The following is a 25,595-nucleotide window of genomic DNA, read 5'->3' on the forward strand; positions in this document are numbered from 1 at the left end:
CGGACGTCGCCGCCGGGCTCTGGTCGGAACCTGCAGGGCCCCTCGCCGGGCCTCAATCGGGGATGCGCCAGATGACGCCGCCGCTTCGCCAGCCGCCGGGGTCCGCCGTTCGCGAAGCGTGGACGGCGCCCAGGTTTCGACGCTCGGTTGGCGTGACGGCTGGCGTGGCCGCGGCCGTCGGCGCCTTCCTGGCCTTTGTCGGCGCCTTCGGCCTCTCGGCCTTCCCTCTCGCCTGGAGGCTCGCCTACCTGGTCCCGGTGGCGATCCTCACCGGGATGATCGGCCTGTGCGGCTTCCTGGCGGCGAGGCGCCTGGCGCCGGGAGGGAACCGCTGGGTCCAGGCCGGCCTGGGCGGACTCATGGTCTTCATTCCCGCGGGGGTCGTGGTCTGGCTCACGGCGGGCCTGATGCCCGGCCAGGCCCTTAGCCTTTCGGAACTTCCCGGCTACCTGGGTACGTCCCTGGTGGTGTCCGTGAGCATGTCGGTGCTGTCTGTGGCCGTCATGCCCCCGCCGCGAGACCCCGCCGCGGTCCCGGAGGCGGCGACGCCGCCCTCACGCTTCCTGGAACGCCTGCCCGTGCGGCTGCGCGGCGCGGCGATCTGGGCGGTCGAGGCCGAGGACCACTACCTGCGCGTGCACACCAGCGCGGGCCAGGACCTGATCCTCCTTCGCATGGCCGACGCCGTCGCCGAGCTGGAAGGCCAGGAGGGCATGCAGGTGCACCGGTCCTGGTGGGTCGCGCGCGCGGGCATCGCCGACGCCCGCAGGGCGGATGGCCGGGCGACCCTGACCCTGAAGGATGGGGCGGAGGCGCCGGTCAGCCGCACCTACGCCGCCGAGCTCCGGCGGCGCGGGTGGATCTGAGGGTCAGGCCAGGAGGTCCTTGATGGTCTCGCGCTCGCCGACCAACTCGTCGTTGGTCAGGGCGATCTTGGACTTGGCGAAGTCGTCCATGGCGTAGGTCTCGATGACCTCGTAGCCGGTCGCCGTGGTGCGTACGGGCATGCCGGCCCAGACGCCGGGGGCGAAGCCGTAGCGGCCCTCGCTGCTGATCGCCACGGAGTGGACCTTGCCGGGGGTGACCAGGTCGCGGACGTGGTCGACCAGGGCGTTGGCGGCCGAGGCGGCCGAGGACAGGCCCCGGGCCTCGATGATGGCCGCTCCGCGCTTGCCGACGGCGGGCAGGAAGTCGTTCTTCAGCCAGGCTTCGTCACCGATCACGCTGGCGGCGTCCTTGCCGCCGACCTTGGCGTGGGTGAAGTCGGCGAACATGGTCGGCGAGTGGTTGCCGTAGATGTAGAGGTCGGTGACCTCGTCGATGGCCACGCCGGCCTTCTGGGCCAGCTGGGCCCGGGCGCGGTTCTCGTCCAGGCGGACCATGGCGGTGAAGCGGTCGGCCGGCAGGCGGCGGGCCTGGGCGGCGGCGATCATCACGTTGGTGTTGCAGGGGTTACCGACCACCGCCACCCGGGCGTCGTCGGCGGCCACGGCGTCGATGGACTTGCCCTGGGCGATGAAGATCTTGCCGTTGTCCTTCAGGAGGTCGGCGCGCTCCATGCCGGGACCGCGGGGCTTGGAGCCCACCAGCAGGCACCAGTTGGCGTCCTTGAAGGCCACGTCGGCCTCGCCGGTCAGGACCATGTCGGTCAGCAGCGGGAAGGCGCAGTCCTCAAGCTCCATGGCCACGCCCTTGAGGGCCTTCTGGGGCCCTTCCACCGGGATCTCCAGGAGCTGGAGGATGACCGGCTGATCGGGGCCGAACATGGCGCCCGAGGCGATGCGGAACAGGAGGGCGTAGCCGATGTTGCCGGCGGCGCCGGTGACCGCAACGCGGATGGGTTTCCTGGAAGCCATGACGTGTCTCCGGAGTGTGGGTTTCGCGGTCACCCCGCGTCGGAGGGCTCCCTAGCTGGAAGCGGCGGGGCCTGCAACGCCGCAGGCGCTTGTGAAGCCCCGCCCGGGCGGCCAATCTGGCCCCATGCCCGAGATCGACCCCGCCTTCCTCACCGGCTCCCATGCCCTGGACGAGCTGCCCCTCTGCCATGTCCGCCTGCAGGACGACGCCCGCTGGCCCTGGCTGATCCTGATCCCCCAGGTCTCCGGGGCCCGGGAGATCGAGGACCTGACCGTCGCCGAGCGCAGGCTCCTGTTGGAGGAGGTGGTCGCCGCCGGAAACGCCGTTCGGGCCCTGGGGGCGGCCCTTGGCCTGGCGGTGGAGAAGCTGAACGTCGGGGCCCTGGGCAATGTCACGCCCCAGCTGCACGTCCACGTGGTGGGCCGCAGGGCGGGGGATCCGGCCTGGCCGGGACCGGTCTGGGGGTTCGGCGAGGCGGAGCGCTTGGCGGCGGAGGACCTGCAACGGGCCCTCGATGCGGCCCGTCCGGCCCTGGCGCCGGGCGCCCAGCCCTACCCGCCCTTCCCGGGTCACGGCCCGGCCTGAGCCGGCTCAGTCGCGCTCCATGCGCACGGCGACCTCGACCCCGTCCTCGGTCAGGGTCCCGGACCACTGGCCGGCAGGATCGGACCGGAGCTGGAGCCGGACCGGCCCGCGGTGCGGCGGGGCCTCGAAAGTCAGGGCCAGGCGATCGCCGGTCCGGCTGGCGGCGCGGAGATAGCCTGAGCCGGAAAGAGAGCCGGGCCGGCGGGGATCGCTCCAGGCGCCGTCCAGGGTCCCGGCGCCGGAATCAATGAACTGGAAGGCGTAGAGGGCGCCGCCCTGGCTGCGCACCAGCCATCGGCCCTCCAGCGCGCCCTGCCGACCCTGGGCCGCCGCGAAGCCGGCCCTCAGGCGCGCCTCGTAGGTCCGTTCGGCGGAACCGAGGGGCGGCTCGGGCGTACGCCCGTGGTCGTCCACCCCCACCTTCTGGCCGGGGACGGAGACAGGGCCCTGTCGCGGGGCGGCGGGGGCCGAAGCCTCCGGCAGGTCCAGGTCGCCGCCGTCGGCCTCTTCCTCCTCGTTGTCATCCTGGCCCGCCGGAGCGGGCCGGGACTTCAGGAGGTCGCCGATCAGGTCCGGGTCCTGGGCGCGCGCCGGCGCCGCCTGCAGGACCAGAAGGCCGGCAAGCGCGGCCAGGGCGGCGGGTCGGAACCGGGTCATGCCTCCTCGAGGGCTGCGGCGATCTCCAGCAGGCGGAGGGCCTGGTCCAGGTGCAGGCGCTCGACCATCCGGCCCTCGACCCGCAGGACCCCCTTGCCGCGATTTTCGGGCGAATCAAAGGCGGCCGCCACCGTTTGCGCCCAGGCCACCTCTTCCGGCTCCGGGGCGAAGGCCCGGTTGGCGGCGGCGATCTGGTCGGGATGGATCAGGGTCTTGCCGTCGAAGCCGAACTCCACGCCTTGGCCGCACTGGCGCTCCAGGCCGTCGAGGTCGGAGATGTCGTTCCAGACCCCGTCCAGGACGGTCAGGCCCCGGGCCCGTCCGGCGGCGACGGTCAGGGACAGGGCCGCCTGCAGGGGCCGGCGCTCGGCGTCGACCCGGCAGCGCATCTCCTTGACCAGGTCGTTGGATCCGACGACCAGGGCGGCAAGGGGTCCGCCCGCCGAAGCGAGGGCGTCCAGGGCGAAGAGGCTGGCGCAGGTCTCGACCATGATCCAGAGGGCGACGCCTTCCGGCAGCCGTCCGGCGTAGGCGGCGACGTCTCCGGGCGTGGAGACCTTGGGGGCCAGGACCGCATCGGGCCGGACGGCGCCGGCGGCCACGGCGGCCAGGTCCGCCTCGCCCCAGGGCGTGTCCAGGCCATTGACCCGCACCACCAGCTCCCGCCGGCCGAAGCCGCCCTCGGCGACGGCGGCGACCGCAAGGTCCCGGGCCGCCGGCTTGGCGTCGGGGGCCACGGAATCCTCCATGTCCAGGATCACCACGTCGCAGGCCAGGCCCCGGGCCTTCTCGATGGCGCGCGGATTCCCGGCGGGCATGTAGAGGGCGCTTCGGCGGGGGCGGGCGGGCGTCATCGGGCGTCTCCGTGGGCTCTTCGGCGCAGGCGTCGGCGGGGTCGCGGACCGGCCCTGTTCTAGACTATGCTGGCGCCATGATCACCCGCTACGAACCCGACGCCCGCAATGTGCTGGGCGGCCCCTTGCAGCCCTGCGGCCTCGATCCTGTCACGGGGTTCTATCGCAACGGCTGCTGCGAGACCGGCGCCGAGGACATGGGCCTGCATACGGTCTGCGCCATCATGACGGCGGAGTTCCTCGCCTACTCACGGTCCGTGGGCAACGACCTGTCGACCCCCATGCCGGCCTACAGGTTCGCCGGGCTTAGGCCGGGGGACCGGTGGTGCCTCTGCGCACCCCGCTGGAAGGAGGCCCTGGACGCCGGCGCTGCGCCGCCCGTGGTGCTTGAGGCCACCCACGAGGAGACCCTGGCCGTCGTCGACCTCAAGACCCTCAAGGCCTACGCGTCGGGGGCGGACTCGGGCGGCGGGCCGGTATAGCGCGCCCGCGGACGGATCAGGCCGCCGTCCTGGACCTGCTCGAGGGCATGGGCCAGCCAGCCCGCACAGCGGGCGGCGGCGAAGAGGGAGAGGGCCGCACCCTCCGGCGCGCCCAGGTGGTCGCAGACCGCCACAAGGGCGAAATCCACGTTCGGGGCGAGGCCGGTCGTCGCCCGGACCTGTTCGGCCAGCCTGGCCAGGTCCTCTGGCGGGTTGAACCGGGCCAGGAGGGCGGCGGCCCGGGGATCGCCGTCAGGGTAGAGCGGATGGCCGAAGCCCGGGATCCCGCGATCCTCGGCCACCCGGGCGGCGACGGCGGCGTCCGGCCCCTGGGCCAGGACCTCGGCCCGGAGCCGGGCCAGGGCGGCGGGCGCCCCGCCATGCCGGGGCCCCGACAGGGCGGCCAGTCCCGCCAGGGCCGAGGCGGCCAGGGACGCGCCCGTGGAGGCCGCCACCCGGGCTGCGAAGGCTGAGGGATTGAGCTCATGGTCCGCCAGCAGGACCAGGGTGCGGCGGATGAGGTCGGCGGCGGGGCCGCCGGGCCCGAGCCGCCAGGCCTTGGCGAGCCGCAGGTGGATCGGGCCGGAATCGGTCTCGGCGGCCAGGGCGTCGGCGAAGATGTCGAGCAGGAGGGCGGCCTCGGCGGACCGGGCGAGGGCGGGCTGGCCCAGGGCCGGCGAGGCCTCGGCGGCGCGGGCCGCCAGGGCCAGGAAGGCCCGGGACAAAGGCGGCCCCGCGGATGGGGGCTCGGGGCGATCCGACCGCTTGAGGGTCACGCCATCGCCGCCCCGCAGCAGCCGGGCCACCGACTCGAGGGTTTCCGTCTCGGCCAGCAGAAGGGCGTCGCGGCCCCGGTACCAGGGCCGTCCAGCCTGCACCGTGGTGATGGCTGACGCCAGGACCGGCTCGCCCCAGGTCATGGCTCCGGCGGCGACCTCGGAGGGGCGGCGGCTGCGCCTCCTGCGCTCGGCCAGGGCTTCCACCTCCCGCGCGCGGTAGAGGCTGCGCCGGGAATCCCCAGGGTCGGCGCGGGCGGTCAGGAGGCCCCGACTGACATAGGCGTAGAGGGTCTGGGGCTTGAGCCCCAGCCGATCCTGCACGGCTGCAGCGGTCAACCAGTCCGCCATGCAGGCCTCCCTCGCCAGAATTTATATTGATTATCTTGATCAAGATTGACGGGTCAAGGCTGCGAGCGCCGGGTGTGGCCATCGCGACCCAGTGCAGAAAGGAAATCGCCATGGAAGCCGGCCTCGAATCTGTGATCGCCGCACACACGGTGCTGTCGGATGTGGACGGCGAGGCCGGACGCCTCGTCCTGCGAGGCGCGACCCTGGAGTCCCTGGCTGGCGTCGCCAGCTTCGAAGAGGTCTGCGTCCGGCTCTGGTCCGGCCTCGCGCCCGTCCCGGTCGACGGCCTCAAGGCGGCCTTGGGCGCCGCGCGGGTCGAGGTCTGGTCGGAGGTCGAACGGCTGGACGACGCCCTCGCCGCCCTGCCTCCGGTGGAGGGGTTGAGGGCCCTGATGGCCCGGCTTGCGGACGGCGAGGACCTTCCGGCGGCGCTTCGCATCACGGCGGCGCCCGCGGTCTTCACCGGCGCCCTCCTGCGGCGGCGGGCTGGACGGCCCGCCCTGGCGCCTGACCCCTCGGCCGGGCACGCCGCGGACCTCCTGCGGATGATCTCGGGCCGGGCGGCGACCCCGGCCCAGGCGGCGGCCCTGGACGCCTACCTCGTCACCGTCATCGACCATGGCCTCAACGCCTCGACCTTTGCGGCCCGTGTGGCGGCCTCGACCCGGGCGGGCCTGGTGTCGGCCGCCCTCGCCGGGATCAGCGCCCTGAAAGGACCCCTTCATGGCGGGGCCCCAGGTCCGGTGATCGACATGCTGGATGGGATCGGGTCGCCGGGGAATGCGCGCGCCTGGCTGGAGGCGGCCCTCGACCGCGGCGACCGGCTGATGGGCTTCGGCCACAGGGTCTACCGGGTGAGGGACCCCCGCGCCGACGCCCTGAAGGGCGCGATCCGGCGTCTGGGTGCGGACGAAGGTCGTCTGGCCCTGGGCGAGGCGGTGGAGGCGGCGGCCCTCGAGATCCTGCGCACCCGCAAGCCCGACCGCCCCCTGGAGACCAATGTCGAGTTCTACACGGCCCTGCTCCTGGAAGCCCTCGGCATCCCGCCGGAAGCCTTCACCTGCATCTTCGCCGCAGGCCGGGTCGCAGGGTGGACCGCCCACGCCTGGGAGCAGGTCGCCACCGGGCGGCTGATCCGCCCACGCTCGATCTATGTCGGCCCCGAACCGGCCCCGGAATGATTTGGCCGGGCCGGGGGGCGGCGCTAGAAGGGGGCATGCCTCACGACGCCCGCCTGCCGCCGGACCGCGCCGCCGCCCTGACGCGGGGGATCACCCTCATGTCCGTGGGGGTCGCAGCCCTGCTGGTGACCGCCAAGGCGGGAGCCTGGATGGCCTCCGGCTCGGTGGCGCTCCTGGCCTCACTCGCGGACTCCGCACTCGACCTCCTGGCCTCGACCATCACCTTCTTCGCCGTCCGCTACGCCGCCGCCCCGCCCGATGAAGAGCACAGGTTCGGGCACGGCAAGGCCGAGGCCTTCGCCAGCCTGATGCAGGCGGGCCTGGTCTTCGCCTCGGCCGCCCTGATCGGGCAGGAGGCGATCCGGAGCCTCCTGGATCCCCAGCCCCTCGAGGCCAGCGGCTGGGCCCTTGGGGTGATGGTTCTTTCCACCGTCATGACCTTCGTCCTGATCTCGGCCCAGACCTGGGTCCTGAAGCGCACCCAGTCCGTGGCGGTCAGCGGCGACCGCGCGCACTACGCCTCGGACCTGGCGTCCAACCTGGCCGCCCTGGCGGGGATTGGGGCCTCGGCGGCCCTCGGCGTCGCGGGGCTGGACGGCGCCGCCGCCCTCCTGATCACCGGCCTTCTGCTTTGGGGCGCCATCGGCGTCTTCCGCGAGGCCGCCGTCCAGCTGATGGACCAGGAGCTGCCGGCCGAACAGCGGGCCCGGATCGTCGAGCTGGTCACCTCCGACCCGCGCCTCACCGATGTCCACCAGCTGCGCACCCGCGCCTCCGGACCCTACGTGCACATGCAGATGCACGTGGACCTCGACCCCCTCCTGACCCTGGAGGACGCCCATCGGGTGGTCGTCGAGGCCGAGCGACGGCTCCTGGCGGTCTTCCCCATGGCCGACATCCTGATCCATCCGGACCCCCGGGGCCTGGCCGAGCCGCACGGCGGCGCTTTCGCCGAGTCCACGGCCGCAGAGTAAACCGCCCCTTAAGGTCTGGCGCCCCTTACTGCGGCTTCCAGATCGTCTCGCCGGCCGGGCATGACCGAACGCATCCTGCACCACTTTCCGCTGGACCCCGCCTCGCGACAGGTTCGCCTGGCCCTGGGGGAGAAGCGCCTGCCCTTCACGGAACAGACCGTCCGTTACTGGGAGCAGCCCGACGCCTTCCTGGACCTCAACGCCTCGGGCGTGACCCCGGTGATGGTCGAGGACGGGCTGGTCCTTTGCGAATCCCGGACCATCCTCGACCACCTGGAAGAGACCTGTCCCGAGCCGCCCCTGCTGGGTCGCGACCCGCAGGAGCGCGCCGAGGCCCGCCGGCTGGTCCTCTGGTTCGACCGGAAGTTCGACCTCGAGGTGGCCGGCTTCCTCCTGCACGAGAAGATGGAGAAGCGGCTCCTGGGCCTCGGCGCCCCGGACCTCGCCGCCCTGCGCCAGGGCCGCGAGTCCCTGCGCCATCACCTGGCCTATCTCGAGGCCCTCCTGTCCGCCCGCGACTGGCTGGCGGGCCGCCGGCTGTCCCTGGCCGACTTCGCCGCCGCCGCCTACCTCTCGGTGATCGACTATCTGGGCGACGTGCCCTGGGACGGATATCCGACGGTCAAGACCTGGTACATGAAACTCAAGTCCCGGCCCGCCTTCCGCCCCATCCTCGCCGACCGCTGGCCCGGGCTGGCCCCGGCGGCGCATTATGACGACCTCGATTTCTGACCCCCGCGAGGCGATCCGCCAGCGGGCGGCCGAACTGGGCTTCGACGCCTGCCGGTTCACAGGGGTCGAGTCGCCCTGGCCGGCGACCGCCCGTCTGCAGGCCTTCCTCGAGGCCGGACATCACGGCGAAATGGACTGGATGGCCGACACCGCCGGGCGGCGGGGCCACCCCCGCGCCCTCTGGGCGGAGGCCCGGAGCGCCATTGTCCTGGGGCTGAACTACGGGCCGGACGCCGACCCCCTGCCGGGTCTCGCCCGGCGCGACCGGGGCCTCGTCTCGGTCTACGCCCAGGGCGACGACTACCACGACCTAATCAAGGGCCGGCTCAAGCAGCTGGGCGGCTGGCTGGCCTCGCGCCTGGGCGCCGACCTCAAGGTCTTCGTCGACACCGCCCCCCTGATGGAGAAACCCCTGGCCCAGCAGGCCGGCCTGGGCTGGCAGGGCAAGCACACCAACCTTGTCAGCCGCGACTTCGGCTCCTGGCTCTTCCTCGGGGTGATCCTCACCACCGCGGCCCTGCCGCCCGACCCGCCGGGCGAGGATCACTGCGGCCAGTGCCGGGCCTGCCTGGACGCCTGCCCCACGGCGGCCTTCCCGACCCCCTACCAGCTCGACGCCCGCCGGTGCGTCTCCTACCTGACCATCGAGCACAAGGGTCCGGTGGACCCCGCCCTGCGCCCGGGCCTGGGCAACCGGATCTATGGATGCGACGACTGCCTGGCCGTCTGCCCCTGGAACAAGTTCGCCCAGGCGGGCCGGGAGCAGAAGCTGGCGGCGCGGGCCGACAGGGTCGAGCCGTCCCTGGCCGAGCTCGCAGCCCTCGACGCGGCCGCCTTCCGGGAGAGGTTCGCCCGCTCCCCCATCAAGCGGACCGGCCGGGACCGCCTGGTCCGGAATGTCCTCTACGCCATCGGTAACTCCGGCGACCCGGCCCTCGTCCCCGCTGCACAGGCGCGATTGGAGGACGCTTCACCCCTGGTGCGGGGCGCAGCCGTCTGGGCGCTGGGGCGCCTCCTGCCTCGCGCCGAGGTCCTCGCCCTCGCCCACAGTCATGCCGAGGCCGAGGCTGACCCCGGCGTCCGGGCCGAGTGGGCGGCGGTTCAGTCGGCGTAGACGCCGGCCCGGTTCTCCATCGCCGCCCTCACGGCCTCGACCTGGTTGGGCGAGCCGATGAGGGCGCCCTGCTCCTGGCTCTCGGCGAGGAGGATGGCGTGCTGGTCGGCGTCCGGCGCCAGGTCCAGGAGGCGCTTGCCCGCCCGGATGGCGTCGGGATTCTTCGAGGCGATGTCGGCGGCCAGGGCCAGGGCCTCGGCGCGGGGATCGGCGCAGACGCGGGTGGCGAGGCCCAGGCGATGGGCCTCCTCGCCGTTGAAGATCCGGCCGGTAAAGGTCAGCTCGCGGGCCACGTCGTCGCGCACCAGGCGCTTCATGAGGACCAGGCCCGCCATGTCGGGCACCAGGCCCCACTTGATCTCCAGCACGGCCATGCGGACGTCCGGCGTGACGAAGCGGATGTCGGCGCCCAGGGCCAGCTGGAAGCCGCCCCCGAAGGCCACGCCATGGATGGCGGCGATGACCGGCACGGTCTGCTCGCGCCAGACCATGACCGCATGCTGGGCGTGGTTGGAACCGCCCTCGGTGCGCTTGGGCGTGACCAGGCCCGCTCCGCCGCGGCGCTCACCCGAGGCCATCTTGGCGAAATTGCCCATGTCGAGGCCGGCGCAGAAGGCGCGGCCGTCGCCGGACAGGACGATGACCCGGACGCCCTTCTCGGTCTTGAGGCGTTCGCCCGTGTCGACCAGGGCCTGGAACATGCGGTCGTCGAGGGCGTTCATCTTGTCGGTGCGGACGAGGCGGACGTCGGCGACGCCGTTCTCGATCGTGACCTGGATGCGGTCGTCCATGGCAGTCTCCTTCAGGTCTTGCCGGGGACGGCGATGTAGCCGACCCGGGGGAAATGCAGGTGCAGGCGGCCGAGGTCGGGGGTCTCCTGCGCGAGGATGAGTCGGGAATGGCGCGCCGCCACCAGGGTCCCGGCGATCGGGTCCCGGCCATAGTCGTCGGCCATCACCACCACCGGATCGCCCGGGGACAGGCCCAGGGCGTCGTCGGGATCATGGTCCGGCGCGGGAGCGGGCTCGGCCGCCCGGGCGATGTCCAGGGCCGCCGCGCCGGTGATCTCGGTCCGAGCCCCATGGCCGAGGGCGGCCATCCGGCCCCGCCAGGCCTCAAGCCGCTCCAGGCCGGCGGTCAGGCGGGCATAGGTGTCGGGCAGGGCCCCCTTCAGCCACCAGATATTCATCCAGGCCGAGGCGTCGGCCAGGCCGGGCGCATCGCCGGCCAGGAAGGGCGCATCCCCCAGGGCGTAGTCCAGCCAGGAGGCATGCCCCCGCCACTGGACCTTCATGGGCCCGGCGGCCTGCGCCATGGCCTCCACGTCGAAGGGGCGACCGGAGAGCTTCTCGCGGTCGGCGATGAAGGCCTTGGGGGTCAGGTGTCCCATCTCGCCGAAGATGACCGGCACGGTGGCCTGGAAGAACAGCCGGTCGGCCCAGAGGCCGATCCCCCTCAGGCCCGCCAGGCCCCGGTCGCCCGGCAAGGGCGCGCGCCTCTGCAGTTCGTCGAGGATGACCATGGAGTCACAGTAGACGTCAGCGCCGACCTGCAGGACCGGCGCGCGCCGGTAACCCCCCGTCAGGGGCGTCAGGTCCGGCTTGGGCATCATGTTCGGGGTCAGCACCGACGACCAGGCCTGGCCGGTCATGCCGAAGACGATCCGCACCTTCTCCGAGAAGGGCGAGGCGTCGTAGTGGTGCAGGATCAGGTCCATCTCCCCCCCTGTTGCGCGGCGCTTTCGGGACACGCTGTCACGGATTCCGCCGTCCGGCCACCGTGACGCCGCGTCAGCGCCAGCGGATCAGGGCCTCCTGGGCCGCCTCGGCCACCAGCCGGCCCGAACGGTCGTAGATCTGGCCCCGGTTGAAGCCCCGCCCGCCGGAGGCCGAGGGGCTGTCCTGGACGAACAGGTGCCATTCCTGGAAGTCGCTGGGCTGGTGGAACCACATGGCGTGGTCGAGGCTGGCCGCCTGCAGCCGCCCGCTGTCCCAGTCCACCGCATGCGGACGCAGGGAGGCGTCCATCAGGGTCATGTCCGAACCGTAGGCCAGGGCGCACTGGTTCACCGCCACGTCGTCGCCGAGGGGCTGGCGAGCCCGGAACCAGCACATGTCCGTGGGCTCCCGCACGCCGACGAAACCGTGCGGGACCGGGGCGCAGGGCTTGAGCTCCACCGGCCAGATGCGTCGGGTCGAAGGATCCAGGCCGGCCTCGGCGCGCAGTTCCTCCTCGTTCTTCAGGGCCTCGGGCGGCGGGGCTTCGGGCATGGGCAGCTGGTGTTCGAAGCCGGTCTCGGGAACCTGGAAGGAGGCCGCCAGGTTGAAGATCTGCTTGCCGTTCTGGATGGCCACCACCCGGCGGACGCTGAAGGACCCGCCGTCCCGCGCCCTGTCGACCTGGAAGAGGATGGGAAGCTTGGGGTTTCCCGGCCGGATGAAATAGCTGTGCAGGGAGTGGCACTCCCGCCCCTCGATCGTCCGGTAGGCGGCCGCCAGGGCCTGGGCCACCACCTGGCCGCCATAGATCCGGCGGGTCTCGAAGGGCGGGTTGAACCCCCGGAACAGGTCGGTGTCGAGGGTCTCCAGGTCGAGGAGGGCGAGGAGCTCGTGGTCCTCGAAGGCGGTCTGGGTCATGGGCCGGGCCGACAAATCAGAAGGCGGGATCGGGAAGCTGGGCGAGGCGGGGCAGGAGGCGGTCCTTGTCGGAAAGGATGGCGTCCCCCTCCGATACCGGCCAGTCGATGGCCAGGTCCGGGTCGTTCCAGATCAGCCCGCCCTCGGTCTGGGGCGCATAGTCGCCGTCGACCTTGTAGGCCAGCATGACGTCGTCGCAGAGGGTGCAGTAGCCGTGGGCGAAGCCGCGCGGCACGAAGAGCTGCTCGCCCCCCTCGGCGGTGAGCCGGGCCGAAACCCAGCGCCCGCGGGTCGGCGACCCTGGCCGCACGTCCACCGCCACGTCGAGGATGGCCCCTGACAGCACCCGGACCAGCTTGGCCTGTGCGTGCGGCGCCATCTGGAAGTGCAGGCCCCGGACGGTTCCCGCCCGGGCGTTGAAAGCCTGGTTGTCCTGGACGAAGTCGGCCTCGACCCCGGCCCCGGACAGGGTCCGGCGGCTCCAGGTCTCGGAGAACCATCCGCGCGCATCGCCATGTCGGCGGGGCGTGATAAGCAGGACCTCGGGAAGGGCCAGGGGCGTTACGGTCGTCATGGAATTCCCGGACACGGGCGGCGAGGCCGCGAAGGGTGCGAGGCATGGCGCGGGACGCGGCGAAAGACAACCCCGGGGCGGCGACCCAGGGCTCGGTCAGCGTCATCGTGGTCGCCTGGCAGTCGGGCCCCGACCTAACCCGCTGCCTTTCGGCCCTGGCCGGCCAGACCCTGCCGCCACTTGAGATCCTGCTGGTCGACAACGCTTCCACCGACGGCGCGCCGGAAGCGGCGATGCGCGAGGTCCCCGGGATCACCCTGGTTCCGGCGGGCGCCAACCTGGGCTTCGCCGCCGGGGTCAATCTCGGCGCCCGACAGGCCCAGGGCGAGTGGCTGGCCCTGGTGAACCCCGACGCCTTTGCGGCGGCGGACTGGCTGGAGCGCCTGCTCGCGGGCGCGGCGCGCAACCCCGGGGTGGACTGCTTCGGCTGCCGCCAGGCCATGGCCGACGCGCCCGGACGCCTTGATGGACTGGGCGACGTGATGAGCCTGCCCGGCATTCCCTATCGGGGCGGATACGGTCTGCCCGATCCCGGCCCTGTCGGGGAGGGCGAGTGCTTCTCGGCCTGCGGCGGCGCCATGCTGATCCGGCGGTCCCTCTTCGAAGCCCTGGGCGGGTTCGACGAGGACCTCTTCATGTACTGCGAGGATGTCGACCTGGGTTACCGCATCCGGCTGGCGGGCGGCGCCTGCAGGGTCGTCCCCGACGCCGTGGTCGACCATGTGGGTTCGGCTTCCACTGGCGGGGCGGGCTCGGACTTCGCCAGCTTCCACGGCGCACGGAACCGGATACGGGTCTTCATCAAGGACACCCCGCCCCTGTTGTTCTGGCTGACCCTGCCCCTGCACGTCATCGCCACCACCGCCCTCTTCCTGCGGCTCGCGACCCAGGGGCGGCTGGGACCCAACCTCAAGGGCGCACAGGCCGCCCTGGCCGACCTGCCGGCGGCCTTCGCCGCCCGCCGGCGGACCCAGGCGACCCGCAGGGCCTCGTCCTGGGACATCGCCCGGGCCATGACCTGGAACCCCCTCGACCTCCTCGGTCGCCGGGTGGTGATCCGCCGGCGGGGCTGACGCGGTCAGCCGGCCTGTTTGTGGCGGGGGCCCGGCAGGACGTCGATCAGCTCGATCCGGAAGACCAGGGTCGCGCCAGGCGGGATCGGGCCGCCGCCCTGGTCGCCGTAGCCGAGGTCCGCGGGCACGAAGATGCGCCACTCATCCCCCGGCCGCATGATCTGCAGGGCCTCGACCCATCCCGGGATCAGGCCATCCAGGGGCATGACGGCGGGCACGCCCCGGTCGTAGGAGCTGTCAAAGACCTCGCCGGACAGGAGCTTGCCTTCGTAGTGCACCTTGATCTGGTCGCCCGGCAGGGGCCGGACGCCGTCGGCGGGGCCGGAGCGGACCACCGCATACTGAAGGCCGGAGGGCAGGGATTTCACCCCGGGCTCGGCGGCGTTCTTGGCCAGGAAGGCCTTGCCCGCCTCGGCGTTGGCGGCCAGGACCTTGGGGTCTGGCCCCCTCTGGCAGGCGGCGAGCAGGGACAGGCCGGCGGCCAGGGCGATGAGGACGAGGCGCATTGGGGTCTCCTTCAGACCGCGCGGGGCGGATAGCCCCGGGCCCTGAGGGCCTCCATGATTTCTTCGGTGTGCCGGGCGTCGCGGGTCTCGATCATGATGTCGAACTCCGCACCCTTGGCCGGCACGTCGAGGGCCAGGCGATTGTGGGCCACCTCGACGATGTTGGCGCCCATCTGGCCGATCAGGGCCGAGACATTGGCCAGCAGGCCCGGGCGGTCGTCTCCGATGATCCGAAGGGAAACAAGGCGCTGGTCCCGGACCAGCTGGCGGGTGAGGACCGAGGCGAGAAGGCGGGTGTCGATGTTGCCGCCGCAGAGAATCACCCCGACCTTCTTGCCTCGGAACCGGTCCGGATAGGCCAGGAGAGCGGCGAGGGCCGCCGCGCCGGCGCCCTCGGCGACCGTCTTCTCCACGTTGCAGAACAGGGCCACGGCTTGCTCGAGAAAGGGCTCCTCGAGCAGCAGGACCTCGTCGATCAGAGGGCGGGCGACCCCGTAGGTCAGGTCGCCGACCCGCTTGACGGCGATGCCCTCGGCGATGGTCGCCCCGCCGGTGACGGCCTCGATGCCCTGCATGCGCGCCGTGAAGGACGGATACATGGCCGGCTCGACGCCGATCACCCGGCAGCTCGGGTTGATGGACTTGGCCACGGTTGCGCAGCCGGCGATCAGGCCGCCGCCGCCGATGGGCACGGGCAGGACCTCGATGTCCGGCTGCTCCTCGAACATCTCCAGGGCCACCGTGCCCTGGCCGGCCATGACCTTCAGGTCATCGAACGGGTGGACGAAGGTCAGCTCGCGCTCATCGCAGAGCTTCCGCGCGATGGCCGCGGATTCATCGTAGGTGTCGCCATCCTGGACCACCTCGGCGCCAAACGCCCGGGTCTGCTGGACCTTCACGAAGGGGGTCGAGCGCGGCATGACGATGGTCACGGGAATGCCCAGCCGCGCGGCGTGGTAGGCCAGGCCCTGGCTGTGATTGCCCGCCGAGGCGGCGATGACGCCCCGCCGCGACTCGTTGTCCGACAGCTGGAGCAGGGTGTTGAGGGCGCCCCGCTCCTTGTAGGCGGCCGTGAACTGCAGGTTCTCGAACTTCACCCAGACCTCGGCCCCGGTGATTTCCGAGAGGGTCTGGGACTTGCGCATCGGCGTGCGCTCGACCCGGCCGGCGATACGCTCGGCGGCGGCGCGGACATCGGCGAGGGTGAAGCTCATGGCGGACCTGCGACTTTCAGGGGCACTTCCCTAGTCGTTCCGCCGGAAAAGGGAAAGCTCAGGCCTGGGAGTCGAACTCGGCCACGCGGTGGCCGGGACCCGCCTCCAGGAGCTGCGGACGGTAGGGCGGGGTCTCCCCCCGGCGCCCCGGCAGGAAGCGGAGCGCGGCGTCCGGGTCCAGCGGGCTGGGCGGCTCGCCGTGAAGGCGAAGGCGCGGGCGGGTGCGCTCGACCCCGGGGTCGGGGATCAGGGCCGAGGCGATCAGGGTCCGGGTGTAGGGATGGCGGGCGTCCGTGAAGATGCGGTCCGCCGGGGCCTCCTCCACCACCCGTCCCATGTAGAGCACCATGACCCGGTGGCTGATCTCGCGCACCACGGCCAGGTCATGGCTGATGAACATCATGGCCATGCCGAACTCCCTCTGTAGGTCGATCAGCAGGTCGATGATCTGGGCGCGGATCGAGACGTCGAGGGCCGAGACCGCCTCGTCGCAGACCACGACCCGCGGCTTCAGGATCATGGCCCGGGCGATGCCGACCCTCTGGTTCTGGCCTCCGGACAGCTCGTGCGGATAGCGGTTGATCAGGTCCCCGGACAGGCCCACCCGGTCCATAATGGCCCGCACGGCGGCCTCCCGCGCCCGGCGGTCGAGGTGGGGCTGGAAGACCCCCAGGGGCTCGGCGATGGAATCGCCCACCGGCATGCGGGGGTCCAGGCTGGCCAGGGGGTCCTGGAAGACGATCTGCAGGTCGCGACGCGCCGCCCGAAGGGCCTCGCGGTCCGCCTCGGGAATGTCGCGCCCCAGGAGGGTGACAGCGCCGGCGGTTCGGGGGATCAGCCTGAGGACCGCCCGGGACAGGGTCGACTTGCCGCAGCCGCTCTCGCCGACCACGCCCAGGGTCTCGCCCTGCCGGATCTCCAGGCTGACCCCGTCCACGGCCCGCAGGTCGGCCCGCCGCCCGAACAGGCCCCGCCGCACCGGGAACCAGACCTTCACGTCCTTCGCCTCCACGGCCAGGGGCGCGTCCGGGGCGACCGGGACGGGGGCGGGCCGGCCGCCGCGGTCGGCGCGGTCCAGGCGGGGCGCGGCCTCCAGCAGGTTGCGGGCGTAGTCCGTGCGCGGACGGGCGAAGACCTCGGCCGCCTGTCCCGCCTCCACGTAGGCGCCGTCCTTCATCACGCAGACCCGGTCGGCCAGCCGCGCCACCACGCCCATGTCGTGGGTGATCAGCACCAGCCCCGTCCCGCTCTCCCGGGTCAACTCCTCCATCAGGTCGAGGATCTCGGCCTGGACGGTCACGTCGAGGGCGGTGGTGGGCTCGTCGGCGATCAGCAGGCGGGGCGCGCAGGCCATGGCGCCGGCGATCATCACCCTCTGGCGCATGCCGCCGGACAGCTCGTGCGGATACTGGTCCAGCCTCCGGGCCGCGTCGGGAATCCGCACCCGCTCCAGCCAGCGCAGGGCCTCGGCCCGGGCGTCCGCCGCCGACAAGCCCCGCCCGCGCCGCAGGGGCTCGCCCAGCTGGTCGCCGATCTTGAGGTGGGGGGTCAGGGCGGTCAGGGGGTCCTGGAAGATCATCCCCATGCCCGCGCCGCGCACCCGGTTCAGCTCCCGCTTCGGGGCGCCCAGGATCTCGCGGCCCTCGAAGCGCACCGAGCCGCTCGCCCGGCCGTTGGGCGCCAAAAGGCCCATGACCGCCATGAAGGTCTGGCTCTTGCCCGAGCCGCTCTCGCCCACCACGCCAAGGGTCTCGCCCGGCAGGACCTGCAGGGACACGCCCCGGACCGCCGGGACGGACCCGTCGCGGGTCTGGAAGTCGATGCGCAGGTCCTCGATGGCGAGGACGGGGCTCGGGGACGTCAGGGTCACGGGGGGCTCCGCTGGGGTTCGCCTGAACATAGGGCCGACCTCGCAGAAGGGAAATCGCCAGAGGACGGCAAGGCCGCTAGACTGGACCCGTGACCCCCCTGCTCCGGCCCGCCCTGTTCCTTGACCGCGACGGCGTCCTCAACGAGGACCGCGGCTACGTGCACCGCTGGGAGGACTTCCGCTGGATCGACGGCGCCCGGGAGGCCGTGGCGACCTTCAACGCCCGCGACTGGTGGGTCTTCGTGGTCACCAACCAGTCCGGGGTCGGGCGGGGCTACTACGCCGAGGACGATGTCCACGCCCTGCACGCCCGGATGATCGAGGACCTGGCGGCGATGGAGGCCCGGATCGACGCCTTCTACCACTGCCCGCACCACCCCGAGGCGCTCGAGGACCGTTACCGCCACCCCGACCCGCCGGACCGCAAACCGAACCCCGGCATGCTCCTGCGGGCGATGGCGGAGTGGCCGGTAGACGCCGCCCGCTCGGTCATGGTCGGGGACAAGCCCATCGACCTGGAGGCCGGCCGGCGGGCGGGGGTGCGCAGCCTCCTCTTCCCGGGCGGCGACCTTTCCGCCTTCCTCGCCGCCGAGGTCGCCGGGGACTGACCGCGCATTGACCCGTCCCTTCCGTCGCTGCAAACGGAAGGCATGAGCGATCCCAATCCCAACCTGCCCAATCCCAACCTGGACGCCGCCGCGGCCATGGCGACCGAGGTCCCGCAGGCCGCCGCCCTCGGTTTCCAGATGGTCTCCGCCGCCGACGGCAGGGGCGTCATGCACGTGCCCTGGCGCGAGGACCTGGTGGGCGATCCCGACACCGGCGTGATTGCGTCCGGCGTCGTCACTTCCCTGCTCGACCACTGCTGCGGCATGGCCATCACCGCCACCACGGGCGAGCGCCGGCCCACCGCCACCCTGGACCTGCGCATCGACTACATGCGCCCCGCCGCCGCCCGGGCCGGGGTCACGGTCGAGGCGCACTGCTACCACACGACCCGGTCCATCGCCTTTGTCCGGGCCCACGCCTGGGACGCCGACCCCGCCGATCCCATCGCCACCGCCCAGGCCGCCTTCATGCTCACACCGACGCCCGCCCCCGCCCCGGGAGGCGCCGCATGAGCCCCGAGGAACAGCTTCAGGCCTTTCTGGGCCGGGTCCCCTACATCCGCTTCCTGGGCATGCGCGCCGAGCTGGCCGGCGACGAGCTGACCGGCGTCCTGCCCTTCTCGCCCCACCTGATCGGCAACGCGATGCTGCCGGCCCTGCATGGCGGGGTGATCGGCGCCTTCCTGGAGATGACCGCCCTGGCCCAGCTGGCGGTGACCCAGTCGACCCCCCGGGTCCACAAGACCATCGACGTGACCATCGAGTACCTGCGCCCGGGCCGGGCCCTGACCACCTACGCCCGCGCCGACCTGCGCAAGGTTGGCCGCCGCATCGCCAACGTCCACGTCGAGGCCTGGCAGGAAGCCCGAAGCCAGCCCGTCGCCGCCCTCCGCGGCCACTTCATGCTGGCGGAGGACTAGGGACCGTTGCAGGGCGTCCGCGACCAGACTAAGTCTAGTGAACTAAGTTTGGAGGTGTCGACGTGAAGACGGTCAATATGCACGAGGCCAAGACCCACCTTTCCCGCCTGGTCGAGGAAGCGGTCCAGGGCGAGGGCTTCGTCATCGCCCGGGCTGGAAAGCCTCTTGTGAAGGTGACTGCGGTCGACGCGCCCGCCGGTCCGGCGTCGCGGATCGGCTTCCTTCCCGGCCTGCGCTTTCCGGAAGACTTCGACGAACTTGGCCGGGAAGAGATCACTGGTCTCTTCGAGGGTGACCTTTGAACCTCCTCCTCGACACCCACGTCCTCCTGAGGGCGGCGAGGGGTGGCGATTTGAGCGCCGGGCTACGGAAACTTCTCGAGGATCAGTCGAACCGGCTGGTCTTCAGCGCGGCGAGCATTTGGGAGATCGCGATCAAATCAGGCCTCGGAAGGCCGGACTTCGATGTGCCGCCCGGCGTCTTCCGACGGGGGCTCCTGGAGGCGGGCTACGAGGAGCTACCGGTCACGGGCGAGCACGCCGCCGCCATTCAAGGGCTTCCGGCCCTGCACAGGGACCCGTTTGACCGGATCCTCGTCGCCCAGGCCATGGTGGAGAGCCTGATCCTGGTGACGGCGGACAGGACGATCCTGACCTATCCTGGCCCCATCCTGGCGGCGCCCTGAAGCGAGACCTCAGCGCTCGCCTTCAACCGGCCTTCGCCGCCAGGGCCTTCTGCTCGGCCTGGACCTGGTCGAGGCTGGCCTTGGCCTTGGCCTCCGCGGCGGGGTCCTTGCGGTTGCGGGCCTCGATGAGGGCGGCGGTCGCCTCCATCTCCCGCACCGGCAGGAGGTGGCTGTCGTCGGCGGGCTTGAAGGGGCCGGTCTGGATCGCGCGCATGACCTCCCGCTGCCGCTTCGCCTCGTCGGTGTCGCCGACCCCGTAGGAGAGGACGAAGTCGCGGATCCTGGCCTTCAGGGCCGGGTCCAGGTCCTTGCGCCAGACCATCGGGTCCTCGGGCAGGGTGGGCGAGCGCCAGACCACCTCGATGTCGGCCACCGCCTTCTGCGCCGCCGGGGTCTTCTGGTCGGCCAGGCGGGCGATGGACTGGGAGTTGTTGGTGGCCGCATCCAGCTGGCCCATGGACACGGCGAAGAGGTTGGCCTCGTGGTTGGCGCTGCGCACGGTCTTGAAGCAGGTCTCGGGGCGGATGTTGCGCGGCCCGAACAGCCAGGTCATGGGCGCCAGGGTTCCCGAGGTCGACTTGGCGTCGCCCATGGCGAAGTCCAGGGTCCGGTCGCAGGCCAGGATGCGGTCCAGGGTCAGGCCCGAGCCCTTCTTCACGACGATCAGGGCCTGGTAGCCGTCCGGCCCGTCGGGCTTGGTGGTGCGGGCGAAGACCTCGCCGCCGGACCGGCGCACGGCCTCCAGCCCCGACTGGTTGGTGAACCAGCCCACATCCGTCTGCTTGAAGCGCATGGCCTCGATCAGGGCGATGTAGTTGGTCCCGTAGTAGGGCTCGATCTTCAGCCCCGTGGCCTTCTCCATGTCGGCCAGGAAGGGCGTCCAGGCCCCCTGGGCGGCCTGGATGTTCTCTGTGGACATGATGGAGAAGCGCACCGTCCCCGGCGGCGGCCCGGCGGGCGCCTTGGGCTGGCAGGCGGCGAGGGCCAGGCCCAGGCCGGCGGCGAGGAGGAGGGAGAGGCGGACAGGGGTCATGGAGGCGCTCCGGGCCGGGGGTGGACGCCCGGCGTGTGTCCCGACTTCATGACGGTTTCGGCGGGGTCCGCAAGAGACCCCGGCGCCGTGCGGGCTTGAGGCGGCCGCCAAGGAAGGCTAACGCCCCCTCATGCCCGCCCACACCGACCTTTCCCGGCTCGTCCTTCCCGCCCGCGAGGCCCGCTCCTGGCCCTTCGAGCAGGCCCGCCTCCTGCTGGACAGGATCCTCCGCCTGCGCCTCGACGACGCCGGCCGCGACCTCGCCGCCGCCCTGTTCGCCCAGGGCCGCCCGGACGAGGCCGTCGCCGCCCTGCCCGTCCTGCGCGAGCCCGTCATCTTCCAGTGCGGCTACGGCGCCTCGGGACTGCCGCACATGGGCACCTTCGGCGAGGCCGCCCGGCCGACCATGGTGCGCACCGCCTTCCGCGCCTTGACGGGCGAGGCCATCCCCACCCGCTTGATCGTCTTCTCCGACGACATGGACGGCTTCCGGAAGATCCCCGACAACGTCCCGAACCGCGAGGCGCTGGAGCTGGACCGGGACAAGCCGGTGACCAGCGTCCGCGACCCCTTCGGCCTCTACGAGAGCTTCGGCGCCCACAACAACGCCCGCCTGCGCGCCTTCCTCGACGGCTTCGGCTTCGACTACGACTTCAAGTCCTCCACCGAGACCTACCGGTCCGGAGAGCTGGACGCCGTGCTCCTGCGGGTGCTGGAGCGCTTCGACGCCATCCAGGGGGTCATGCTGCCCACCCTGGGCGAGGAGCGGCGGGCCACCTATTCGCCCTTCCTGCCCATCAGCCCCACGACCGGCCGGGTCCTGCAGGTCCCCACCCTGGAGCGCAATGTCGAGGCCGGGACCATCGTCTTCCGCGACGAGGACGGGACCCTGACCGAGACCCCGGTGACCGGCGGCCGCGTCAAGCTGCAGTGGCGGCCGGACTGGGCGGCCCGCTGGGTGGCCCTGGGTGTGGACTACGAGATGTCCGGCAAGGACCTGGTGGACTCCGTGCGGGTGTCCAACAAGGTGGCGAGGATCCTCGGCGGCGAGCCTCCCGAGGCCTTCCACTACGAGCTCTTCATGGACGAGAACAACCAGAAGATCTCCAAGTCCAAGGGCAATGGCCTGACCATGGAGGAGTGGCTGCGCTACGGCGCGCCCGAGAGCCTCGCCTACTACATGTACCAGTCGCCCAAGTCGGCCAAGCGGCTCTATTTCGACGTCATCCCCAAGGCGACGGACGAGTACCTGCAGCAGCTGGACGCCTACAACCGGGTCGGCGCCGGGGCCAATGCGCCGGCCATCGACAACCCCGCCTGGCACGTCCACACCGGCGCGCCGCCGGCGGTGGGCTCGCCCCTGTCCTTCTCCCTGCTCCTGAACCTGGTGTCGGCCGCCGACGCCTCGACCAAGGAGATCCTGTGGGGCTTCATCGCCCGCTACATGCCGGGCGCCGACGCCGCCAGCCAGCCCCTGCTGGACCGGCTGGCCGACTACGCGATCCACTACTACGAGGACTTCGTGAAGCCCTCGAAGCGGTTCCGCGCTCCGGACGAACGGGAGCGGGCCGCCATGGCCGACCTCGCCGCCCGGCTGCGGGCCCTGCCCGCCGGCTGCCAGGACGCCGAGCTCATCCAGGCCGAGGTCTATGAGGCCGGCAAGGCGGCGGGCTTCGAGCCGCTTCGTCTCTGGTTCGGCGCCCTCTACGAGGTGCTGCTGGGCCAGAGCCAGGGCCCGCGCTTCGGCTCCTTCGCGGCCATCTTCGGCCTCGACCGGACGGTGGGACTGATCGAGCGCGCCCTGGCCGGCGAGCTCGCCTCCTGACGAAGGCTCAGGGCTTGCGCGCCACGCCCTCGCGGCGGGGATCGGCGCCGCCGGACAGGCCCTGGGGCGTCACCATCACCCCGTGCAGGCCCGAGCCCTCGGCGCCGCCGGAGCCCACCAGGACCACGCCCCGGGCCGCCAGGCCCTCGACCACGCCGGGGGCGAACTTGGCCGGCTCCGAGAGGTAGGGCGCGCCCCGGGAGATCAGGTTGGGCAGGGCCACGGCCTCCTGCATGGACAGCTTCCAGTCCAGCACACCCACCAGGGCCTTGAGGTTGTAGGCCAGGATGGAGTTGCCCCCCGGCGAGCCGACGGCGGCGTAGAAGCGGCCCTTGCGGTCCAGCACCACGGCCGGGGCCATGGAGGAGCGCGGCCGCTTGCCGGGCGCCACGGCGTTGGCGGCGGCAACCCCGTCCTTTTCGGTGGGCGAGAAGGAGAAGTCGGTCAGCTGGTTGTTCAGGAAGAAGCCGTGGACCATCCGGCCCGAGCCAAACAGGCTCTCCACCGTGGTGGTCATGGACACGACATTGCCGTCGCCGTCGACGATGACGAAGTGGGTGGTGCCGCCCGGCTCCTGGGTGGCGTCCGGCGCCCGGGCGCCCGCGCCCTTGGGCTTGCCGGGAGGCGGCGGCGCGCCGGCGACCTGGGGCGGGATCAGGGCCGCCCGGGCCTTGAGGTAGGCGGGGTCCAGCAGGCCCTTCACCGGCACGTCCACGAAATCAGGGTCGCCGAAATAGCGGTCGCGGTCGGCGTACATCAGCCGGCTGGCCTGGGAGAAGAGGTACCAGCCCTGCACCGTGTCCGGGCCATGGGCGGCGATGTCGGTATTGGCGAGGATGCCCAGGCCCATCAGCACGGCCGGCCCGCCCGAGGGCGCCGGCGGTACGCAGACCACATAGACGCGATAGGGCCGGCACACCGCCTCCGAGACCTTGGGCTTGTAGGCCTTAAGGTCGGCGAGGGTCAGGGTCCCGGGCAGGGGCCCCTCGGTGGTGCGGCGGACGATGGCCTCGGCGATCTCGCCTTCCAGCAGGGCGGCGGGCCCCTCGGCGGCGATCTTGCGCAGGGTGGCGGCGTAGGCCGGGTTCCTGAGGATGTCGCCGGCCTGGATCAGCTGGCCGTCCGGCTTTGTGAAATAGGCGACGGCGTCGGGCTGGCGGGCCTGGGGCGCACGGGAGGCGGCCAGGGCGGCCAGGCGCGGGGTGACGGCGAAGCCCTGGTCGGCCAGGGCCTCGGCCTCGGTGAACAGGTCCTTCCAGGCCAGGCGCCCGTGGGCCTTCTGGGCCATGTGCAGCATGGCCACGGCGCCAGGCACGCCGGTGGAGCGGCCGCTGGTCACGGCGGCGACGAAGGACAGGGGCTTGCCGTCGGGGCCCAGGAACATGTCGGGCGAGGCGCCCGCCGGCGCCGTCTCGCGGCCATTGTAGGCGGTCACCTTGCGGGTCTTCGCATCGTAATAGGTGATGAAGGCGCCGCCGCCGATGCCCGAGCTCTGCGGCTCCACCAGGCCCAGGGCGGCCTGCACGGCCACCGCCGCGTCCACCGCCGAGCCGCCCCGGCGCAACACCGAGACGCCCGCCTCCACCGCCAGGGGATGGGCGGCGGCGACCATGCCGGTCTCCTTCGCCTTTGCCGCCGGGGCGGCCGCCGGAGCCTTCGCCTCCCGCGCCAGGACCGGCGACGCCGGCAGGACAAGGGCCAGGACGGCGGCGGACAGGAGGGCGGACTTCAGCAGGGGGAAGGGGCGCATGGGGGCCTCACGACGCAGGAACCGCCTGACCTATAGACCCGCCCGCGTGGACAAGGAACGCCATCCGGTGTTCTAGGGGCCCCATGAGCGAAACCGCCCTCAAAAGCGGCGCCGGCCCCGCCCCCGGCCCCCGCAACCTCATCACCGACGTCCCCGGCCTCGCCGTCGGCCAGGCTGAGGACCTGGGCGCGCGCACCGGCGTGACGGTGATCCTGCCCGAGGCGCGAGCCGTCTGCGCCGTGGACGTGCGCGGCGGCGGACCCGGCACCCGGGAGACCGACGCCCTCGCCCCCGAGAACCTGGTGGAGGCGGTGGACGCCGTGGTCCTGTCCGGCGGCTCGGTCTGGGGCCTGGCCGCCGCCGACGGCGCCGTCGCCTGGCTGGGGGCCCGGGGCCGGGGCTTCCGCCTCGCCGACCGGCCGGGCGTCCCGCCCTCCCCCGTCGTGCCTGCGGCCATCCTCTTCGACCTCGCCAATGGCGGCGACAAGGCCTGGGGCGAGGACCCGCCCTATCGCGAACTGGGCCGCCGGGCCTGCGCCGCCGCCGGCGCAGACTTCGACCTCGGCACGGCCGGCGCCGGCTATGGCGCGGCGGCGGGCGGCCTGAAGGGCGGGACCGGCTCGGCCTCAATCCTCTCGGCGGACGGCGCCGTGGGGGCCCTGGTCTGCGTCAACAGCTGGGGCTCGGTCACCGCCCCGGACGGCCGCACCTTCTGGGCCGCTCCCTTCGAGATCGACGGGGAGTTCGGGGGCCTGCCCCTCGACGGCCTGCGCGCCGGCCCCGGCCAGTGGGGCCCGTCCAAGGCCCCGCCCCCGGCGGGCGCCCGCCAGAACACCACCATCGCCTGCGTGGCCACCGACGTCGCCCTCACCCCGGCCCAGGCCAGGCGCCTCGCCGTCATGGCCCAGGACGGCCTCGCCCGCGCCATCCGGCCGGTGCACGCCCCCTTCGACGGCGACGTGGTCTTCGCGCTCTCTACCGCCCGCCACCCCCTGATCGGCGGCGACGCCGCCCTCGCCCGGCTGGGCGCCCTGGCCGCCGACACCCTGGCCCGCGCGGTCGCCCGGGGCGTCTTCGAGGCGACGGCCTGGCCCGACGCCCCGCCCGGCGAAGGCCCCCCCGCCTGGCGCGACCGCCGCGGCTGACCGGGGAAGGAATCTCCCGCCCCCCGCTTGCGCTTTGCCGCCCGTGCGACTAATTCTCGCGCCCTCGCCGCAAGGCGGTGCGCGCCCGTAGCTCAGCTGGATAGAGCATCAGACTACGAATCTGAGGGTCGGACGTTCGAATCGTTCCGGGCGCGCCATTTTTCTCTTCTCGAAACTACGAAACTGACTGCGT

General features: G+C 72.4%; 28 protein-coding genes and 1 tRNA gene. 16 read left to right on the forward strand and 13 right to left on the reverse strand.

The features are described from left to right. The first annotated feature begins 71 nt into the window (after positions 1–71). Positions 72–866 carry a LytTR family DNA-binding domain-containing protein gene (locus HYN04_RS11905; RefSeq protein WP_110451424.1) on the forward strand — a complete coding sequence of 265 codons (795 nt, stop codon included), beginning with the start codon at positions 72–74 and terminating at the stop codon, positions 864–866. Positions 867–869: 3 nt separating this feature from the next. On the opposite strand, the gene HYN04_RS11910 is transcribed toward HYN04_RS11905, so the two are convergent. Then, positions 870–1,856, reverse strand: a complete 987-nt coding sequence (locus tag HYN04_RS11910) for a malate dehydrogenase (protein ID WP_110450955.1) — start codon at positions 1,854–1,856, stop codon at positions 870–872. Positions 1,857–1,980: 124 nt separating this feature from the next. On the opposite strand from HYN04_RS11910, the gene HYN04_RS11915 reads away from it, so the two are divergent. Next, positions 1,981–2,442, forward strand: coding sequence for an HIT domain-containing protein (locus HYN04_RS11915; RefSeq protein WP_110450956.1), 462 nt, complete (start codon positions 1,981–1,983; stop codon positions 2,440–2,442). A 6-nt stretch (positions 2,443–2,448) separates the two neighbouring features. Here HYN04_RS11915 and HYN04_RS11920 read toward each other — a convergent pair whose 3' ends face one another. After that, positions 2,449–3,099, reverse strand: a complete 651-nt coding sequence (locus tag HYN04_RS11920) for a hypothetical protein (protein WP_110450957.1) — start codon at positions 3,097–3,099, stop codon at positions 2,449–2,451. Then, positions 3,096–3,953, reverse strand: a complete 858-nt coding sequence (locus tag HYN04_RS11925) for an HpcH/HpaI aldolase/citrate lyase family protein (RefSeq protein WP_110450958.1) — start codon at positions 3,951–3,953, stop codon at positions 3,096–3,098. Before HYN04_RS11925 ends, HYN04_RS11920 begins: the two co-directional genes overlap by 4 nt. Positions 3,954–4,030: 77 nt before the next feature. Between HYN04_RS11925 and HYN04_RS11930 the strand changes: the two genes are divergently transcribed. Then, complete coding sequence (locus HYN04_RS11930; protein ID WP_110450959.1) at positions 4,031–4,435, forward strand: DUF2237 family protein; 405 nt, start codon at positions 4,031–4,033, stop codon at positions 4,433–4,435. Here HYN04_RS11930 and HYN04_RS11935 read toward each other — a convergent pair. Then, positions 4,396–5,562, reverse strand: coding sequence for a citrate synthase family protein (locus tag HYN04_RS11935; RefSeq protein WP_110450960.1), 1,167 nt, complete (start codon positions 5,560–5,562; stop codon positions 4,396–4,398). The two genes, HYN04_RS11930 and HYN04_RS11935, sit on opposite strands and share 40 nt — an antisense overlap. 110 nt (positions 5,563–5,672) lie before the next feature. Here HYN04_RS11935 and HYN04_RS11940 point away from each other — a divergent pair, with 110 nt between their 5' ends. Genes HYN04_RS11940 through queG form a run of 4 tightly spaced genes read left to right on the forward strand, consistent with a single transcriptional unit; the run spans position 5,673 to position 9,563 of the window. Then, on the forward strand, positions 5,673–6,743 hold the full coding sequence (locus HYN04_RS11940; protein WP_110450961.1) for a citrate synthase/methylcitrate synthase: 1,071 nt from the start codon (positions 5,673–5,675) through the stop codon (positions 6,741–6,743). A 35-nt stretch (positions 6,744–6,778) separates the two neighbouring features. Further along, entirely contained in the window at positions 6,779–7,717 is a 939-nt protein-coding gene (locus tag HYN04_RS11945; RefSeq protein WP_110450962.1) for a cation diffusion facilitator family transporter, read from the forward strand. A 60-nt stretch (positions 7,718–7,777) separates the two neighbouring features. Further along, on the forward strand, positions 7,778–8,449 hold the full coding sequence (gene fzlA / locus HYN04_RS11950; RefSeq protein WP_110450963.1) for an FtsZ-binding protein FzlA: 672 nt from the start codon (positions 7,778–7,780) through the stop codon (positions 8,447–8,449). Further along, positions 8,430–9,563, forward strand: coding sequence for a tRNA epoxyqueuosine(34) reductase QueG (gene queG, locus HYN04_RS11955; RefSeq protein ID WP_110450964.1), 1,134 nt, complete (start codon positions 8,430–8,432; stop codon positions 9,561–9,563). The genes fzlA and queG overlap by 20 nt, the downstream gene beginning before the upstream one ends. On the opposite strand, the gene HYN04_RS11960 is transcribed toward queG, so the two are convergent. The 4 genes from HYN04_RS11960 to rfbC all read right to left on the reverse strand — a co-directional run bounded on the left by HYN04_RS11960 (position 9,551) and on the right by rfbC (position 12,773). After that, the gene (locus HYN04_RS11960) at positions 9,551–10,354 is read right to left on the reverse strand and encodes a crotonase/enoyl-CoA hydratase family protein (protein ID WP_110450965.1); all 804 of its coding nucleotides are present in this window, start codon (positions 10,352–10,354) and stop codon (positions 9,551–9,553) included. The two genes, queG and HYN04_RS11960, sit on opposite strands and share 13 nt — an antisense overlap. A gap of 11 nt (positions 10,355–10,365) precedes the next feature. After that, positions 10,366–11,280, reverse strand: a complete 915-nt coding sequence (locus HYN04_RS11965) for a glutathione S-transferase family protein (RefSeq protein WP_110450966.1) — start codon at positions 11,278–11,280, stop codon at positions 10,366–10,368. A 73-nt stretch (positions 11,281–11,353) separates the two neighbouring features. Further along, entirely contained in the window at positions 11,354–12,199 is an 846-nt protein-coding gene (locus HYN04_RS11970) for an acyl-CoA thioesterase (RefSeq protein ID WP_110450967.1), read from the reverse strand. Positions 12,200–12,215: 16 nt separating this feature from the next. After that, positions 12,216–12,773 carry a dTDP-4-dehydrorhamnose 3,5-epimerase gene (gene rfbC / locus HYN04_RS11975; protein ID WP_110450968.1) on the reverse strand — a complete coding sequence of 186 codons (558 nt, stop codon included), beginning with the start codon at positions 12,771–12,773 and terminating at the stop codon, positions 12,216–12,218. 44 nt (positions 12,774–12,817) lie between these two features. Between rfbC and HYN04_RS11980 the strand changes: the two genes are divergently transcribed. Beyond that, positions 12,818–13,846: a glycosyltransferase family 2 protein gene (locus tag HYN04_RS11980; RefSeq protein WP_110450969.1), complete on the forward strand. Its 1,029-nt coding sequence runs from the start codon at positions 12,818–12,820 to the stop codon at positions 13,844–13,846. Positions 13,847–13,851: 5 nt separating this feature from the next. Here HYN04_RS11980 and HYN04_RS11985 read toward each other — a convergent pair whose 3' ends face one another. From HYN04_RS11985 to HYN04_RS11995, 3 genes are read right to left on the reverse strand one after another with little or no spacing between them, the layout of a single operon-like run. After that, positions 13,852–14,352, reverse strand: coding sequence for an FKBP-type peptidyl-prolyl cis-trans isomerase (locus tag HYN04_RS11985; protein WP_110450970.1), 501 nt, complete (start codon positions 14,350–14,352; stop codon positions 13,852–13,854). 11 nt (positions 14,353–14,363) lie between these two features. Then, on the reverse strand, positions 14,364–15,566 hold the full coding sequence (locus HYN04_RS11990) for a threonine ammonia-lyase (protein ID WP_110450971.1): 1,203 nt from the start codon (positions 15,564–15,566) through the stop codon (positions 14,364–14,366). A 58-nt stretch (positions 15,567–15,624) separates the two neighbouring features. Further along, entirely contained in the window at positions 15,625–17,436 is a 1,812-nt protein-coding gene (locus HYN04_RS11995; RefSeq protein ID WP_199285966.1) for an ABC transporter ATP-binding protein, read from the reverse strand. Positions 17,437–17,525: 89 nt separating this feature from the next. On the opposite strand from HYN04_RS11995, the gene HYN04_RS12000 reads away from it, so the two are divergent. The 5 genes from HYN04_RS12000 (at position 17,526) to HYN04_RS12020 (ending at position 19,649) form a co-directional block, all read left to right on the forward strand. After that, positions 17,526–18,044, forward strand: coding sequence for a D-glycero-alpha-D-manno-heptose-1,7-bisphosphate 7-phosphatase (locus HYN04_RS12000; protein WP_110450973.1), 519 nt, complete (start codon positions 17,526–17,528; stop codon positions 18,042–18,044). Between the two features lie 42 nt (positions 18,045–18,086). Continuing rightward, complete coding sequence (locus tag HYN04_RS12005) at positions 18,087–18,557, forward strand: PaaI family thioesterase (RefSeq protein WP_241962624.1); 471 nt, start codon at positions 18,087–18,089, stop codon at positions 18,555–18,557. Then, complete coding sequence (locus HYN04_RS12010; RefSeq protein ID WP_110450974.1) at positions 18,554–18,964, forward strand: PaaI family thioesterase; 411 nt, start codon at positions 18,554–18,556, stop codon at positions 18,962–18,964. Before HYN04_RS12005 ends, HYN04_RS12010 begins: the two co-directional genes overlap by 4 nt. A gap of 62 nt (positions 18,965–19,026) precedes the next feature. Then, positions 19,027–19,266, forward strand: a complete 240-nt coding sequence (locus tag HYN04_RS12015) for a type II toxin-antitoxin system Phd/YefM family antitoxin (protein ID WP_110450975.1) — start codon at positions 19,027–19,029, stop codon at positions 19,264–19,266. Beyond that, positions 19,263–19,649, forward strand: a complete 387-nt coding sequence (locus HYN04_RS12020) for a type II toxin-antitoxin system VapC family toxin (protein ID WP_110450976.1) — start codon at positions 19,263–19,265, stop codon at positions 19,647–19,649. The genes HYN04_RS12015 and HYN04_RS12020 overlap by 4 nt, the downstream gene beginning before the upstream one ends. Positions 19,650–19,671: 22 nt before the next feature. Here HYN04_RS12020 and phnD read toward each other — a convergent pair whose 3' ends face one another. Beyond that, positions 19,672–20,682, reverse strand: coding sequence for a phosphate/phosphite/phosphonate ABC transporter substrate-binding protein (phnD, locus tag HYN04_RS12025; protein ID WP_110450977.1), 1,011 nt, complete (start codon positions 20,680–20,682; stop codon positions 19,672–19,674). Between the two features lie 130 nt (positions 20,683–20,812). Between phnD and HYN04_RS12030 the strand changes: the two genes are divergently transcribed. Continuing rightward, positions 20,813–22,507: a lysine--tRNA ligase gene (locus HYN04_RS12030; RefSeq protein ID WP_110450978.1), complete on the forward strand. Its 1,695-nt coding sequence runs from the start codon at positions 20,813–20,815 to the stop codon at positions 22,505–22,507. 7 nt (positions 22,508–22,514) lie between these two features. On the opposite strand, the gene ggt is transcribed toward HYN04_RS12030, so the two are convergent. After that, positions 22,515–24,257, reverse strand: a complete 1,743-nt coding sequence (gene ggt / locus HYN04_RS12035) for a gamma-glutamyltransferase (RefSeq protein WP_110450979.1) — start codon at positions 24,255–24,257, stop codon at positions 22,515–22,517. A gap of 83 nt (positions 24,258–24,340) precedes the next feature. Between ggt and HYN04_RS12040 the strand changes: the two genes are divergently transcribed. Next, on the forward strand, positions 24,341–25,402 hold the full coding sequence (locus HYN04_RS12040) for a P1 family peptidase (protein ID WP_110450980.1): 1,062 nt from the start codon (positions 24,341–24,343) through the stop codon (positions 25,400–25,402). 81 nt (positions 25,403–25,483) lie between these two features. Next, positions 25,484–25,560, forward strand: a tRNA-Arg gene (locus HYN04_RS12045). Positions 25,561–25,595 lie beyond the last annotated feature (35 nt).

Origin of the sequence: Phenylobacterium parvum (assembly GCF_003150835.1) — a bacterium.
Taxonomy (GTDB): domain Bacteria; phylum Pseudomonadota; class Alphaproteobacteria; order Caulobacterales; family Caulobacteraceae; genus Phenylobacterium; species Phenylobacterium parvum.